Origin of the sequence: Micromonospora trifolii (assembly GCF_022229005.1) — a bacterium.
GTDB lineage: Bacteria > Actinomycetota > Actinomycetes > Mycobacteriales > Micromonosporaceae > Micromonospora > Micromonospora trifolii.
In genome coordinates this window covers 1-15,416 of record NZ_JAKKFD010000045.1, presented here as the reverse complement: position 1 = coordinate 15,416, position 15,416 = coordinate 1, and the positions used below count along the sequence as shown (strand labels likewise).

Below are 15,416 nucleotides of genomic sequence, written 5' to 3'. Positions count from 1 at the left end.
TGGGTGACCGGGACGGTTCGCGTTCCAGTGCTCCCCGTGAGGGTGGCTTCCGCGGTGGCGATCGGGACGGTTCGCGTTCCAGTGCTCCCCGTGAGGGCGGCTTCCGCGGTGGCGACCGCGACAGTTCGCGTTCCAGCGCTCCCCGTGAGGGTGGCTTCCGCGGTGGTGACCGCGACGGTGGTTTCCGTGGTGGTGACCGTCGTGAGGGCGGTTACCAGGGCGGCGACCGCACTCGCTCCGGCCCGCCCCGTGAGGGTGGCTTCCGTGGTGGTGACCGTCGTGAGGGCGGTTACCAGGGCGGCGACCGCCGTGAGGGTGGCTTCCGGGGCGGCGACCGCGACGGTTCGCGTTCCAGTGCTCCCCGTGAGGGCGGCTTCCGTGGCGGCGACCGCGATAGTTCGCGTTCCAGTGCTCCCCGTGAGGGTGGCTTCCGTGGTGGTGACCGGGACGGCTCGCGTTCCAGTGCTCCCCGCGAGGGCGGCTTCCGGGGCGGCGACCGCGACAGTTCGCGTTCCAGTGCTCCCCGTGAGGGCGGTTTCCGTGGCGGTGACCGCGAGGGTGGTTTCCGTGGCGGAGAGCGTAGCGGGGGTTTCCGGTCCGACGATCGGCCGCGTCGCGACGGGGAGTTCCGTCGCGATGACCGCGCGGGTGGCTCCGAGTCGTCCGAGGGCGGACGTAACTCGGCCCCGGCGCTGCCGGACGACATCGTCGCGACCGACCTCGACAAGGACGTCCGCGCTGAGCTGCTCTCGCTGAACAAGCCGGTCGCCGAGACGGTGGCCCGGCACCTGGTCGCCACTGGGCAGCTGATCGACGAGGACCCGGCCGAGGCGTTGGCGCACGCGCTGGCCGCCCGGCGGCTCGCGTCGCGCATCTCCGCTGTCCGTGAGGCGGTCGGTCTGGCCGCCTACCGCGCGGGGGAGTGGCAGTCGGCGATCGCCGAGCTGCGCACGTACCACCGGATGAGCGGGTTGCAGAGCCACCTGGCCGTGCTCGCGGACTGCGAGCGGGCTCTCGGCCGGCCGGAGCGGGCCATCGACCTGTTCCGTGGCGCGGACCGGGAGAAGCTGGACCAGGCCGTGGCGATCGAACTGCTGATCGTCGCCGCCGGCGCCCGGGGTGACCTCGGGCAGAAGGACGCCGCGGTCGCGATGCTCCAGGTGCCGGACCTCACCAACGAGGCCACCGTGCCATGGACGGCCCGGCTGCGGTACGCGTACGCCGACGCGCTGCTTGCGGTGGGCCGGCGCGAGGAGGCCCGCGAATGGTTCTCCCGCGCCGCCGACGTGGACACCGAGGGCGAGACCGACGCCGCCGAGCGGCTGCTCGAACTCGACGGTGTGGTCATCGAGGGTGACGACGAGGACGAGGCCGCCGAGGAGATCGCCGCAGGCCCGGGCGCTCCCGGCGCGGTGCCGGCCCGACCCGACGCCGACCTGGCCGGCGACGACGACGACGAAGCCGACGACGACGACGACGACGAAGCCGACGACGACGACGAAGCCGACGATGACGACGACGACGACGATGATGATGATGATGATGATGACGACGACGACGAGGATGAGGACTTCGACGACGACGAGGACGACGACGCTGTCGGCCGTCCCGCCGACGACGAAGGCTTCGACGACGAGGACGAGGACCGTCACCCCACCGAGAGCGGCAACGCCGACGCGGCCACCACTGGCGACAGCGGCGTGACGGACGGGGACGCGGCGAACGGCGACGCGCCGGACGCCGACGGGACCGTGCCGGCCCGGGACGACGAGTCGGGGTCGACGCAGCGGTGAGCGCGGGCGTGGGGGAGCGGCTGGTCGACGGGTACACACTTGTCGTCTTCGACCTGGACGGCGTGATCTACCTGATCGACCGGCCGATCCCCGGCGCCGTCGAGACGGTGGCCCGGCTGCACGCCGAGGGGCGGGCGGTGGCGTACGCCACCAACAACGCGTCCCGCCGGTCCAGCGAGGTCGCGGACCTGCTGACCGGGATGGGCGTGCCGGCCCGGCCGGAGGAGGTCCTCACCTCCGCCGCCGCCTCGGCCGAGTTGCTGCGCGACCGGCTGCCCGCCGGCGCGTCGGTGCTGGTGGTCGGTGCGGAGGCGCTGCGCGCGGAGCTGCGCGCGGTCGGTCTGAACCCGGTCACCCAGGCCGATGAGAAGCCGGCTGCGGTGGTGCAGGGGTACGGGCCGCAGGTCGGCTGGGCCGAGCTGGCCGAAGCGTCGGTAGCGGTGCGGGCGGGTGCGATCTGGATCGCCACCAACACCGATCGGACCCTGCCCAGTGGGCGGGGGCCACTGCCCGGGAACGGATCGCTGGTCGCCGTGCTGCGTACGGCGCTGGAGCGAGATCCCGACGTGGTGGTCGGCAAGCCGGAGCCGGCGCTGTTCGAGACCGCTGCCCGGCGCAGTGGCGGTGGGCGGAGCCTGGTGGTGGGTGACCGGTTGGACACCGACATCGAAGGCGCCCGCCGGGCCGGGCTGGACAGCCTGCTCGTGCTCACCGGCGTCAGCGGCGTACCGGAGCTGCTGGCCGCCGAGCCGCAGCGACGTCCCACGTACGTCGCGAAAGACCTGGCGGGGCTCTTCGACCCGGCTGCCGCCGTGCGGGTCCCGGGCCCGGCGGAGGCCGGCGGCTGGTCCGTGACCGACCGGGACGGCGTGCTGGAACTGGCCGGGACCGGCCGGCCGTTGGACGCCCTGGCCGCGCTCTGCGCGGTGGCCTGGTCGGCGCCGGTGCCGGCGTTGCCGACGATCCGCCCGGTGGGCCCGGACGCGGCCCACGCGGTGGAGAGTTTCGGTCTGACCGCTGCGGCGTGAGCCGGGGGCGGTCGTCAGAGCAGCTTGCGCAACTTGAGCAGGTCGAACGGGTTGGCCTTGATCGACACCCGGCGGGAGGTCACCGCGCTGGTGACGTCCAGGTCGCCCCGGACCAGGGCGAGCAGGTCGTCGCTGGACGTGCTCAGCGCGATCTTGGCCTTGGGGTCGTCGCCGTCGGTCAGCTCGACCAGTCGGCCGCCGGTGATCCGGCCATGGAACGCGGTGTCCAGGTCGGTGATCCGGCAGGCCAGCGTGCGGTCCAGGTCGATCCGTTCGCGCACCGTCTCGGCGTTGCGATCCAACCGGGCGGCCAGCTCCTGCAACGCCTGCCGGCACTCGTCCACGCTGGCCACATCTCCCCCTCGCTGATCGCCACGCCGTCCTCGGCACCGTACCGCACGGGTCGGTCGGGGGTGCCCGGTAGCGTGACACCTGCACACCCCGCCCCGTGGAAGGACTCAGGCATGCAGGACGCGTGGCGCGCCTACCTCGAGCTGGCCATGGGCCTTGCGGAGGCGCCGCGGAAGAAGGCCCAGGACGTGGCACGTCGCCTCGTCGGCTCCGGCGGCGCGACGGCCGCCCAACTCCAGGCCCTCGGCGAGGAGCTGGTCACCACCGGCGCCGCCAACCGGGAGGCGCTGACCAAGCTGGTCCGCTTCGAGGTCGACCGGGCCCTCGGCGCTGTCGGTCTGGCCACCGCCGACGAGGTGGCCGAGCTGACCCGGCGGGTGCACGACCTGGAACGGCAGCTGCGGGAGGCGCGGTCCACCGAGCCGGCCGGCGCGCCGACCGCAGGCCCCACGCCACAACCCGACCCGACCGTCGCCGCGCGGCCCGGCAGCGATCTCGTGCCGTCCGACGCCCCGGCCGGTGCCCCGGTCTCCGCGCCGGTGGCGAAGAAGGCCGTCGCGAAGAAGGCGGTCGCCAAGAAGGCCATCGCCAAGAAGTCGCCAGCGACGATCAGCCGGACCGCCGACGAGGACGTCCCGACGCCGGCGGTGATGCCCGCGAAGAAGGCGGTCCGCAAGCAGCGGCCGGACGACGCCGAATGACCCGGCCCGGTCCACCGCCCGGCGGGTCCTTCTCGGCCCGTCCCGGTCCGCCGGCTGGCGGCTCGTTCCCGGCCCGGCACGGCCCGCCGGCTGGCGGGTCCTTTCCGGCCCGGCCCGGTCCGGCGGTGGGTGCCCGCCCCGGGCCGCCGCAGGATCTCGGGGACGACGAGACGCGGCATCCGGCGGTGGACGCCGCCGTGCGGGCCATCGCCAACGCGGCGACGCTCGCTCCCGCCGACCAGATCGCCCAGTACGAGGCGGCCTACGAGACGCTGCGGGAAACCCTCGCCACCATCGACCAGACCTGAGCGGGACGACAGGCCTGAGCAGACCGGAGAACCACCCATGGCACGTCGTAACCGGCTGGACGCCGAACTCGTCCGCCGCGGTCTGGCCCGCTCCCGTGAGCAGGCCGCCGCGTTGGTGGAGGCCGGCCGGGTCCAACTGCGGGGTGTGGTCGCCCGCAAGGCGGCCGCGATGGTCGACCCCGCCGATCCGCTCCTGGTGACCGGTGCGGACCCGGCCGAGGAGTACGTCTCCCGCGGCGGGCACAAGCTCGCCGGGGCGCTGGCCGCGTTCGCCCCTGGTGGGCTGCACGTCGCCGGGCGGCGTTGCCTGGACGCGGGAGCGTCGACCGGTGGGTTCACCGACGTGCTGCTGCGCGCCGACGCGGCCGAGGTGGTCGCCGTGGACGTCGGCTACGGGCAGCTCGCCTGGCCGCTGCGCACGAACGAGCGGGTCCGCGTCCTGGAGCGCACGAATGTCCGTACTCTCGATGCTGACACGATCGGTGGCCCGGTCGACCTCACGGTGGCCGACCTGTCGTTCATCTCGCTGCGACTGGTGCTGCCGGCGCTGGCCGGCTGCACCCGCGACGACGGTGACCTGGCATTGATGGTCAAGCCGCAGTTCGAGGTCGGCAAGGACCGGGTCGGCGCCGGCGGTGTGGTCCGCAATCCGGAGCTGCGCGCCGAAGCGGTGCTGGACGTGGCCGCGGCGGCCGCGCGGCTCGGCCTCGGACTGGCCGACGTGGCGGCCAGCCCGCTGCCCGGGCCGAGCGGCAACGTGGAGTTCTTCGTATGGTTGCGCCGGGGCGCACCAGCGGCCGACCCGGAGCGGGTGCGGGCCGTGGTGGCGGCCGGGCCGGACGGCTCGACGACGGCCGGCGACGTGCCGGACGTGGCGGCGGAGGAGGTCGCAGGGTGAACGCGCGCAGTGAGGGCGCCGCAACGGGCCGCGCGGTGACACGCGGCAGTGCCGAGGCGACGGCGCCGGTGGCGCGACGCCGCCCGGTCCGGCGTGGGCGGGCGGCCCGATGAGCCGCACCGCGCTGCTGGTGACCCACACCGGCCGGCGGCGCAGCACGGAGCACGCCCGGTCGGTCGCCGCCGACCTGATCGACGCCGGTTTCGAGGTACGGGTGGTCGCCGACGAGGCCGACGACCTCGACCTGCCCGGTGTGGTGCCGGTCGCCGGCCCGCAGGCCGCCGAGGGCGCTGAGATCGTCTTCGCGCTCGGTGGGGACGGCACCTTCCTGCGCGCCGCCGAGCTGGCCCGGCCCGCGAAGGCGCCGCTGCTCGGCATCAACCTCGGCAAGGTGGGCTTCCTGGCGGAGGCGGAGATCGACGACCTGGACACGGCGGTCCGGGACGTCGTCGGCCGCAACTACACGGTCGACGAGCGGCTGACCCTGGACGTCACGGCCGAGTTCGACGGTGGGCCGACCATCGAGTCCTGGGCGCTCAACGAGATCAGCATCGAGAAGGGCGAGCGGGCCCAGATGCTGGAGCTGCTCGTCGACGTGGACGGCCGGCCGCTGTCGCGCTACGGCTGCGACGGTGTCGTCTGCGCCACCCCCACCGGCTCCACCGCGTACGCGTTCTCCGGTGGCGGTCCGGTGGTCTGGCCGGAGGTGGAGGCGTTGCTGTTGGTGCCGATCAGCGCGCACGCGTTGTTCAGCCGCCCGTTGGTGACGGCCCCGACGTCGACCTTCGTGATCACCGTCGACCCGTTCACCACCCTCGCCGTGCTCTCCTGCGACGGCCGGCGTGTCTACGATCTGCCACCCGGCGCGCGGGTGACGGTGCGCCGGGGCGCCCTGCCGGTGCGCATCGTGCGGCTGCGCCCCCGCCCGTTCACCGACCGGCTGGTGGCCAAGTTCGGCCTCCCCGTGCACGGCTGGCGCGGCAGCCGCCGGTGACCGTGGCGCACACGGTCAGTGGATGTCGGGTGTCCACCTGACGACATGTCGCCGCTGCGGCGGCGGACGACTAGTGACCTGGTGACCTGCTCCGACGCAGACTCCGATCGGCCCTCATCTACGGATGGCGGCCTGGAGGAGTAGAGGAGCCCATCGCATGCACTGGTCCCCACGCTGGCTCGCCGTCGGCGCGGTCGGCGCGTTGGTGGTCGGCGTCGCCGCACCGGCGTCCGCAGACCCGCCCGCCCGGCCCACCGGCCCGACGTCGGGCACGCCCGCCCAGCACGCACCCGTCCGCATCACCCTGATCACCGGCGACCAGGTCGAGCTCGCGCCCGCGGCGCCGGGCCGGGTCGCCGCCACCGTCCGCCCGGGACCCGGGCGCGAGCGGGTCATCTTCCAGACCTTGGAGGTCGACGGCGGGCTGCGGGTGCTGCCCAGCGACGCCCTGCCCTACGTCTCGAGCGGGGTCCTCGACGCCAACCTGTTCGACGTGCAGGAGTTGGCCGCCGACGGATACGGCGACGTCGCGCAGGGCGCGTTGCCACTGATCGTGCGCTACCAGGAGCAGGCGGCCGGGCGGGTCAAGCCGCTCACCGGCGCCACCGACGCCCGGCCGCTGGAGAGCATCAACGGCGCGGCGCTGCGGGTCGGCAAGAACGCTCTCGGCGGCCTGTGGACCACACTCGCCGGCACGCCGGCCAGCCGGACCACCACTGCCGCCGCGCCCCAGCTGGGTGCTGGCATCGCCCGGATCTGGCTGGACGGGCGGGTCCGCCCAGCGCTGGAGCACTCCGTGCCGCAGATCGGCGCCCCGATCGCCTGGGCGGCCGGGCGGGATGGCACCGGCGTGAAGGTGGCGGTGCTGGACACCGGCGTCGACGCCACCCACCCGGACCTGGCCGGCCGGATCGCCGAGCAGCAGGACTTCTCCGGCAGCGGCAGCGCCCGCGACGGGCACGGCCACGGTACCCACGTGGCCGCCACCATCGCCGGAAGCGGCGCGGCGTCCGACGGGCTGCGCAAGGGCGTCGCCCCCGGCACCCAGCTGCTGATCGGCAAGGTGCTCGACGACGGTGGCTCCGGCTACGACTCGTCCATCATCGCGGGCATGGAGTGGGCCGCCCACTCCGGCGCGAAGGTCGTCAGCATGAGCCTCGGCGGCGACCCGACCGACGGCACCGACCCGATGAGCCAGGCGGTGAACGACCTGACCGCCGAGACCGGCGCGCTGTTCGTGGTCGCCGCCGGCAACTCGGGCGCCGCGCGTACCGTCGGTGCGCCCGGCGCGGCCGCGGCGGCGCTCACCGTCGGCGCTGTGGACCGCGACGACAACCTGGCGGAGTTCTCCAGCCGGGGCCCGCGGCTCGGCGACAACGGCCTCAAGCCGGAGATCACCGCCCCGGGCGTCGGCATCGTCGCCGCGCGCGCCGCCGGCACCACAATGGGTACGCCGGTGGGCGACGCCTACACGACGGCGTCCGGGACCTCGATGGCCACCCCGCACGTGGCCGGGGCGGCGGCGATCCTCGCCCAGGAACACCCGGACTGGCCCGCCGCGAAGCTCAAGGACGCGCTGGTCAGCACCACGAAGGCGAACCCGGCGCTGACCGTCTTCGAGCAGGGTGGCGGTCGGGTCGACGTGGCTCGGGCGCTCAAGCAGCAGGTGTACGCCTCGGCCACTGCGGACTTTGGCCGGATCTCCACCGGCGGTGCGGCGGTCGAGCGGACCGTGACGTACACCAACGGTACGAAGACCGCGCAGACCCTGCAGCTGGCCCTGGAACTGCGCAACCTGGACACCGGCGCCGCCGAGCCCGACGGGGTTGCCGTGACCTCCGGTGAGGTGACGGTGCCGGCGGGCGGCAGCGCGGTCGTGCCGCTGCGCGCCGACCCGGCGAAGCTGGCCCGGGGTCCGCACGGTGGCTGGCTGGTGGCGACGGGCACTGACGGCGTTGCCGTGCGGACCCCGGTCGGGCTCACCGTCAGCGGTCCGGTGCACCACCTCACCATCAAGCTGCTGGACCGGGAGGGTCAGCCGGGCCTCTCGCCGGGGTTGACCGTCTTCGGTGAGCAGCCGGAGTCGGACTTCTGGGGCATGTGGGGTGGCGAGGGCACCCTGGAGGTCGAGGAGGGCACGTACGTGCTGACCGCGTTGGTCACGCACGGCGTCCCCCTGGACGAGCAGATGACCCAGATCATCGAGCCGGAGGTGACCGTCGACCGGGACCTGACGGTGGTGCTCGACGCGCGCAAGGGCACGCCGGTGCGGATCGAGACGCCGAAGCCCAGCGAGCAGCGGGCCACGCTCAGCTACTACGTGCACCGGGTGCTGGGCAATGGCCGGCAGATCGACCACGGTGTGATGGCCTACAGCACCGTTCAGCAGGTCAACGTCACGCCGACCCGCCAGGTGCGCCAGGGCGAGTTCGAGTTCGCTTCGCGGTGGCAGCTCGTCGCGCCCATGGTGGACGCGAGGATCAGCGGGGTGTCCGGTCCGTCGGACATCAACCTGCTGGGCACGTCGCCGGCACCGACCGGTCGGCGGAAGCTGCCGCTGGTCTGGGCCGGCACCGGTACTCCCGCCGAGCTGACAGGGGTGCGGGGCGCCGCCGTGCTGCTCGGCGCCGACCCGAACCGCTCGGAGGAGGAGCAGGTGGCCGCCGCCGCGGCGGCCGGCGCCGCCGCGGTGCTCATCGTCCGGCCGGAGGACCAGAGTGCGTGGACGGTCTGGCGGCCCACCGGAGAGCTGCTGCCGGTCCCGTCGATGGTGGTCGCGTACGACGACGGGCAGCGGCTGATCGCTGCGGCGCGCAAGGGCCGGGCGACGCTGGACCTGACGCTGACAGTGGACAGCCCCTACCTGTACGACGTGTGGCAGGTGTCGAAGGGTCGGGTGCCGGAGCGTGTCGTGCACACGGTGACCGCCAGGAACACCGCCGAGGTGACAGCGAGCTACGGCGACATGGGTGCGGGCTGGGCCACCGAGGAGCGGTTCGGCTGGCGTCCGTGGCAGGAGTACGCCTGGAACGACGACCAGCGGATGGTCCGCAACGGCACCACCCGGCAGGAGTTCGTCAGCGCCGGGGATTCCTGGTGGCAGCAACGGGTGCTGCACAAGCAGATGTTCATGCAGTGGGGGCAGCTGGCCGGTGGCCTGACCCAGCAGCCCCGGCGCTACGCCGCCGACGACCGGGTGACCGAGACCTGGCACGCGCCGGTGCTCCGCCCGGCCGTTCCGGCCCGTGGGGCGCCGGTGCCCACCCGCACCGGTGACAACCTGGACCTGCGGGTGCCGGAGTTCGTCGACGCCAACGGGCACTACAGCGTGGCCGGCGAGAGCGAGGAGTCGGACACCGTCACGGCGCGGGTCAGCCGCAACGGGCAGCAGATCGCCGACCTCTCCGGCGGCTGGGCGTCGGTGCCGACGACCGCCGGGGCCGCGCGTTACCGCCTGGACGTGACCACCCAGCGGTCTTCAGCCGAGTGGCGTTACGGCACGCGGACCGACACGGCCTGGGAGTTCACCTCGGCGCGACCGGCGGGCGACGCCGCCACGCCGTTGTCGCTGCTGCAGGTGGACTACCGGGTGCCGGCCGACCTGCGCGGCACGGTACGCGGCAACCGGCCGCACCAGGTGGGGCTGACCCTGCGGCAGCCGGCCGGGGTGCCGGCGCCGACCGGCACCAGCGTCCGGGTGCAGGTCTCCTTCGACGGGGGCGTCACCTGGCGCAACGCGCCGGCCACGGGGTCGGGCACCCGGTACACCGCTACCGTGCCGGCGGGGCGCGGAACGGTGTCGCTGCGGGTGCACGCCGCCGACCGGGCCGGGAACACCGTCGACCAGACGGTGCTCCAGGCGTACGGGTTGCGCTGATCGGGCAGGGCGGGGCGGCCTGGCCGTCCCGCCCCGCCGGTTGAAGGGTCCGCCGTCGGTCGACGGCGGACCCTTTTTCGTGTCAGAGCCAGCCGCGTCGGGCCACCTGGAACGCCAACCCGGGTCGGGTGTCCACCCCGGCGGCGGCCATCAGGTCGGCGATCCGCCGTTGCACGGTCCGCCGGCTCACCCCGAGCTGGGAGGCGATGGACTTGTCCGGTACGCCCGCCACGAACAGTGACAGCAGTCGGGCCTCGTCGGCGTCGGGCTGGTAACCGTCGCCAGGGCGGTCCGCGGGTTCCGGCCGTCGAGCCTCGGGGGCCGCGACGGCGAGGGGGTCGTCGAGGCGCAGCCGGGTGGCCACCCGCCAGTGACTCTCGAAGAGGGCGAGCAGCGCGTCGAGCAGTTGACTGCGGCCGATCACCGCGGCGCTCGGTTCGCCGCCGTCGCGGTCGGGCACCAACGGGCAGATGGCAGTGCGGGCGTCCACGATGGCCAGTCGGACCGGCAGCCGGTCCAGGATGCGGGCCTGCTCCCCGGCGGCGACCCCCTTGGCCAGGTCGGCCAGCGCGCCCGGCTCCAGCAGCAGGTCACGCTCGTAGATGGCCCGGTAGCTCACCCCGCGGGCCAGCGCGTCGAACTCCTCGACATTTTCCGGGCCGGCCATGGCGAGGGGATTGGCCCGGCAGAACCAGAGCACCTCGGTACGCGCCGAATTCTGCAGGTCGCGCAGGCGGTCGCGAAGGACCCGGGCGCCGGTGATCACCTCGACCAGGTGGTCGACGTGGTGTCGGCGCAGCCCGGTGCGGTACTCCTCGGCCAGTTGGGTGACCAGTCGGCGGGCCGACTCCAGGTCCTCCTGACGCCGCAGCAGCGTCCCGCCGAGGGCGACGTCCGGGGCGGTCGGGCGCAGCGGGGCGTCCGGGTCGTTGTCGCTGCGCTGCACGAGGCCCTTGCCGCGCAGCGCCTCGACCTGGGCGACGACCTGCTCACGGGGCCGGTGCAGGCGAGCGGCCAACTCGTCGATGCGGGCCGTGGTGAGCTGGAGCAGGCAGCGGTAGAGCTCCTCCTCAGCCGAGGTCAGGCCGATCACGTCCAACACGGGGCAGAACTGTACGTCGGCCGGGTGCGGGCCGTGCCCGGGCCCGTCGGCTGGTCAATTGTCGGGCCTCGCGTCTACTGTCGGTGGCTGTGCTGGAAGAGCTGCGCATCACCGGACTGGGCGTCATCGAAGACACCACGCTGCCGTTGACCGGCGGCATGAACGTCATCACCGGCGAGACCGGTGCGGGCAAGACGATGGTGGTCACCGGCCTCGGCCTGCTCTTCGGCGGTCGGGCCGACGCCGGGCGGGTCCGCGCCCAACCCGGCCGTGCCGTGGTGGAGGGGCGGCTGCGGCTGCGGGGGCGGGTCGCCGACGCCGTGCACGCGCGCATCACCGAGGCCGGCGGCGAACCCGACGAGGACGGCTCGGTGCTGCTGAGCCGCACGGTGACGGTGGAGGGGCGCTCGCGCGCCCACGTCGGCGGTCGGAGCATGCCGGTGTCGATGCTCGGTGAGGTCGGCGAGCAGGCGGTCGCCGTGCACGGCCAGTCCGACCAGCTGCGGTTGCTGCGCCCGGCCGAGCAGCGGGCCGCGCTGGACCGGTTCGCCGGCCCCGCGCACGAGAAGCTGCTCGACGCGCTGCGTGAGGCGTACACGGGGTGGCGTCGGGTCGTCGACGACCTGGCCGACCGGCGGCGCAACGCCCGCGAGCGCAACCAGGAGGCCGACCTGCTGCGGTTGGGCCTCGACGAGATCACCCGGGTCGATCCGCAGCCCGGTGAGGACGACGAGCTGAAGGCCGAGGCGCAGCGGCTGGAGCACGCCGAGGGCCTGCGGACGGCCGCCCAGATCGCCCAGCAGTGCGTGGCCGGTGGCGCGGAGGCCGCGGAGGAGACCCCGGACGTGACGGTGCTGCTCGGCACGGCCCGGCGGACCCTGGAGGCGCAGTCCGGCACCGATCCGGCGCTCGGTGAGCTGGCGGCCCGGCTGGAGGAGGCGGCCACCCTGGTCACCGACGTGTCGGCGGAGCTGTCGGCGTACCTGGCGACGCTGGACGCGGACCCGGCCCGGTTGCAGCACGTCTATGAGCGGCGGGCGGCGCTGCGCGCGTTGACCCGTAAGTACGCCGACGACGTCGACGGGGTGATCGCCTGGGCCGATCGGGCGCGCACCCGACTGTCCGACCTGGACATGTCCGACGACGTGCTCGACGAGTTGGAGCGGGAGGGGCAGCGGCTCGCCGTGGAGGTGGCCGACCTGGCCGGGCGGGTGTCCACCTCCCGGCAGGAGGCGGCGATCCGCTTCGCCGACCAGGTCACCGTCGAGCTGGCCGGGTTGGCCATGCCGCACGCGCGGATCGAGGTGGCGGTGCTGCCCCGTCCGGCCGGGCGTGCCGAGCCGACGCTTGCGGTCAACGGCGTCGAGGTGGGTGTCACCCCGGACGGCGGTGACGAGGTGGAGTTGCGGTTGCTGGCCCACCCGGGCGCTCCGTCGCTGCCGTTGCAACGCGGCGCCTCCGGCGGTGAGCTGTCCCGGGTGATGCTCGCGATCGAGGTCGTGTTCGCCGGGTCCGGCGGCCCGCCCACGTTGGTCTTCGACGAGGTCGACGCGGGGGTCGGCGGGCAGGCGGCGGTGGAGATCGGCCGCCGGTTGGCCCGGCTGGCCCGCAGCCACCAGGTGCTGGTGGTCACGCACCTGCCGCAGGTGGCCGCGTTCGCCGACCGGCACCTGGTGGTGGCGAAGGACACCGGCGGCGCCGTGACGACCAGCGGGGTGCGCGTGGTGGAGGACACCGAGCGGGCCCGGGAGTTGGCGCGCATGCTGGCGGGTTTGCCCGATTCGGATCTGGGTATCGCCCATGCCGAGGAGCTTTTGGCAGTGGCCGCCAAGGAAAGGCGGTTGTGACGCCGCGTATTGTGAGCGCAAGCACACCGGCTTGTGCCGGTGTGTGCTTCCCTGGGTAGGCGGCCCTGCTCAGGCATGTCGCGACAGAAAAGCCTGCCTCACATGCCAGGATGGTCACGATGCGTCTACCCACGTTGCGCCGGAACCGGAACTCCGAACCGGGCAGAGTCCTCGGCACCGCGCGCCTTGATCGCCGGACGAAACGCCTGGTCGGTCGGCTGCGCCCCGGTGACATCGCGGTCATCGACCACGTCGACCTGGACCGGGTGGCGGCCGACTCGCTCGTGGCCGTGGGGGTCGCGGCGGTGCTCAACGCCAAGCCCTCGGTCTCCGGCCGTTACCCGAACCTCGGCCCGGAGGTGTTGATCGCCGCCGGCATTCCGCTCCTCGACGACCTGGGGGAGGGCGTCTTCGAGCGCATCCGCGAGGGCGACCAGGTGCGCATCGAGGGCAACACGGTCTTCGCCGGTGACGAGCCGGTGGCCCACGGCAGCCTTCAGGACGCCGAGTCGGTCGGCAAGGCGATGGCGGACGCCCGGGAGGGTCTGTCGGTGCAGTTGGAGGCGTTCGCCGCCAACACGATGGACTACCTGCGTCAGGAACGCGACCTGCTGCTCGACGGTGTCGGGGTGCCGGACATCGAGACCCAGATGCAGGGTCGGCACTGCCTGATCGTGGTGCGCGGCTACGACTACAAGGCCGACCTGGACGTGCTGCGCCCGTACATCCGGGAGTTCAAGCCGGTGCTCATCGGCGTCGACGGCGGCGCGGACGCCCTGGTCGAGGCCGGCTACACCCCCGACATGATCATCGGGGACATGGATTCGGTCACCGACGACGTGCTGCGCTGCGGCGCCGAGGTGATCGTGCACGCGTACCCGGACGGGCGTGCGCCCGGCCTGCCCCGGGTCAACGGCCTCGGTGTGCCGGCGATCACCTTCCCGGCCGCGGCGACCAGCGAGGACCTGGCCATGCTGCTCGCCGACGAGAAGGGCGCCTCTCTGCTGGTCGCGGTCGGCACCCACGCCACCCTCGTCGAGTTCCTCGACAAGGGCCGCGGCGGCATGGCCTCGACGTTCCTGACCCGGCTGAAGGTCGGCGGCAAGCTGGTCGACGCCAAGGGGGTGAGCCGGCTCTACCGGCAGAGCATCTCCGGCTCGTCGCTGCTGCTGCTGGTGCTGTCGGCGATCGCGGCGATGGCGTCCGCGGTGGCCGTGTCGACAGTCGGGAAGGCGTACCTGGGCGTGGTCGCCGAGTGGTGGGACAATCTCGTGTTCCAGCTGTACCGGCTTTTCTAGTTCCCGACCGATCAAGAGGCTGCAAGCGTGATCAACTTCCGCTACCACGTGGTGTCCCTCACCGCGGTCTTCCTGGCTCTGGCGATCGGCCTGGTGGTCGGCACAGCCGCCCTCAACGGCCCGCTCGCCGACTCGCTCGAGGGGCAGGTCACCGGGCTGCGCAAGGACAACCAGCACTGGCGCCAGACGGTCAGCAACATGGAGAAGCAACTCGCGCTGGAAGAGGAATTCGCCGAGGAGATCTCCCAGGTCGTCCTGCCCGGCACCCTCACCGGGCGTCGGGTCGTGGTGCTCAGCCTGCCCAACGGCCGTGACCACACGGAGGGCGTGCTCAAGAAGCTCCAGCTCGCCGGGGCCACCATCACCGGTCAGGTGGACCTGCAGGACAAGTTCATCAACCCGGACAACAACTCCAACCTGCTGGAGTTGGCAGTCACGGCCGCCCGCCCGACCGCGCAGACCACCGGCCTGCCGGGCAACGGGCACGGTGTGGAGACCTCCAGCGCGCTGCTGGCCAGCGTCCTGCTGGACCGGCCCCAGGGCGTCGCGCCGGTCAGTGACGCCGACCGGCGGGCGGTGCTCGCCGCCTACAACAACGCCGGCTACCTGACCACCGACAGCAACAAGGTCACCGCCTCGGCGGAGGCCGTCGTCGTGGTCAGCGGCCAGCCGTACGTCGACAAGGACTCCGACAAGCGGGACGAGTCGGTCGTCAACATCGCCGAGCAGTTCGACCGCACCGGCTCGATCGTGGTGGCCGGCAACGGTTCCGTCGGCGGCAACCTCATCGGCGTGGTGCGCGGCGACCCGGTGCTCGCCCAGACCATCTCCACGGTCGACAACGCCAACACGGTGCAGGGCCAGGTGGTCACCACCCTCGCCCTGGTGCAGCAACTCACCGAGAAGAAGGCCGGGCAGTACGGCGTCGGCGACAACGCCCCGTCCCTGCTGCCTAAACTGCCCCAGTGAGCGAACCACGTACCCCCGTGTCCGTAATCGCCGAGGCGGCGCGTGAGCGACCGAGCCTGAGGGACAGCAGCGAGGTGACGGCGTGAGCACGCTGGGCCGGCTGTTGATCGCCGGCGCGGGCGCCGCGGCGGCCCGGTACGCGCTGCGTGAGGCGCGTACCTCGCCGGCCGGGCCCGCGTTGGAGCGCACCAACTTCCGTGGCCGCACGGTGAGCCTGGCCGCCGGGCCGGCGCTCGCCGCCGGCGCGGCC

At 73.4% G+C, this 15,416-nt stretch carries 12 protein-coding genes and 1 pseudogene; 10 read left to right on the top strand and 3 right to left on the bottom strand.

Going from position 1 to position 15,416, the window contains the following annotated elements; genetic code table 11:
* Positions 1–788, bottom strand: a pseudogene (locus NIE79_RS26685) (hypothetical protein); the annotation flags it as partial.
* Between NIE79_RS26685 and NIE79_RS26680 the strand changes: the two are divergent.
* Together NIE79_RS26680 and NIE79_RS26675 are read left to right on the top strand one after the other, a co-directional pair.
* Complete coding sequence (locus tag NIE79_RS26680; protein ID WP_238681189.1) at positions 777–1,793, top strand: tetratricopeptide repeat protein; 1,017 nt, start codon at positions 777–779, stop codon at positions 1,791–1,793. The pseudogene NIE79_RS26685 and the gene NIE79_RS26680 overlap by 12 nt on opposite strands.
* Positions 1,790–2,821: an HAD-IIA family hydrolase gene (locus tag NIE79_RS26675; RefSeq protein WP_238681188.1), complete on the top strand. Its 1,032-nt coding sequence runs from the start codon at positions 1,790–1,792 to the stop codon at positions 2,819–2,821. Before NIE79_RS26680 ends, NIE79_RS26675 begins: the two co-directional genes overlap by 4 nt.
* A gap of 14 nt (positions 2,822–2,835) precedes the next feature.
* On the opposite strand, the gene NIE79_RS26670 is transcribed toward NIE79_RS26675, so the two are convergent.
* The gene (locus tag NIE79_RS26670) at positions 2,836–3,174 is read right to left on the bottom strand and encodes an SCP2 sterol-binding domain-containing protein (protein WP_088947517.1); all 339 of its coding nucleotides are present in this window, start codon (positions 3,172–3,174) and stop codon (positions 2,836–2,838) included.
* A gap of 111 nt (positions 3,175–3,285) precedes the next feature.
* On the opposite strand from NIE79_RS26670, the gene NIE79_RS26665 reads away from it, so the two are divergent.
* From NIE79_RS26665 to NIE79_RS26645, 5 genes are all read left to right on the top strand, one after another.
* The gene (locus tag NIE79_RS26665; RefSeq protein ID WP_238681187.1) at positions 3,286–3,873 is read left to right on the top strand and encodes a phasin family protein; all 588 of its coding nucleotides are present in this window, start codon (positions 3,286–3,288) and stop codon (positions 3,871–3,873) included.
* Positions 3,870–4,181, top strand: coding sequence for a hypothetical protein (locus NIE79_RS26660; RefSeq protein WP_238681186.1), 312 nt, complete (start codon positions 3,870–3,872; stop codon positions 4,179–4,181). Before NIE79_RS26665 ends, NIE79_RS26660 begins: the two co-directional genes overlap by 4 nt.
* A 37-nt stretch (positions 4,182–4,218) precedes the next feature.
* The gene (locus NIE79_RS26655) at positions 4,219–5,079 is read left to right on the top strand and encodes a TlyA family RNA methyltransferase (protein ID WP_238681185.1); all 861 of its coding nucleotides are present in this window, start codon (positions 4,219–4,221) and stop codon (positions 5,077–5,079) included.
* Between the two features lie 109 nt (positions 5,080–5,188).
* The gene (locus tag NIE79_RS26650) at positions 5,189–6,073 is read left to right on the top strand and encodes an NAD kinase (protein WP_091407282.1); all 885 of its coding nucleotides are present in this window, start codon (positions 5,189–5,191) and stop codon (positions 6,071–6,073) included.
* Between the two features lie 157 nt (positions 6,074–6,230).
* The gene (locus tag NIE79_RS26645; RefSeq protein ID WP_238681184.1) at positions 6,231–9,950 is read left to right on the top strand and encodes a S8 family serine peptidase; all 3,720 of its coding nucleotides are present in this window, start codon (positions 6,231–6,233) and stop codon (positions 9,948–9,950) included.
* 82 nt (positions 9,951–10,032) lie between these two features.
* On the opposite strand, the gene NIE79_RS26640 is transcribed toward NIE79_RS26645, so the two are convergent.
* Positions 10,033–11,052: a helix-turn-helix domain-containing protein gene (locus NIE79_RS26640; RefSeq protein ID WP_238681183.1), complete on the bottom strand. Its 1,020-nt coding sequence runs from the start codon at positions 11,050–11,052 to the stop codon at positions 10,033–10,035.
* Positions 11,053–11,141: 89 nt separating this feature from the next.
* Here NIE79_RS26640 and recN point away from each other — a divergent pair, with 89 nt between their 5' ends.
* The 3 genes from recN to NIE79_RS26625 all read left to right on the top strand — a co-directional run bounded on the left by recN (position 11,142) and on the right by NIE79_RS26625 (position 15,166).
* Positions 11,142–12,899: a DNA repair protein RecN gene (gene recN, locus NIE79_RS26635; protein ID WP_238681190.1), complete on the top strand. Its 1,758-nt coding sequence runs from the start codon at positions 11,142–11,144 to the stop codon at positions 12,897–12,899.
* A 119-nt stretch (positions 12,900–13,018) separates the two neighbouring features.
* Entirely contained in the window at positions 13,019–14,197 is a 1,179-nt protein-coding gene (gene steA, locus NIE79_RS26630) for a putative cytokinetic ring protein SteA (protein ID WP_238681182.1), read from the top strand.
* A 27-nt stretch (positions 14,198–14,224) separates the two neighbouring features.
* Positions 14,225–15,166, top strand: a complete 942-nt coding sequence (locus NIE79_RS26625; protein WP_238681181.1) for a copper transporter — start codon at positions 14,225–14,227, stop codon at positions 15,164–15,166.
* Positions 15,167–15,416 lie beyond the last annotated feature (250 nt).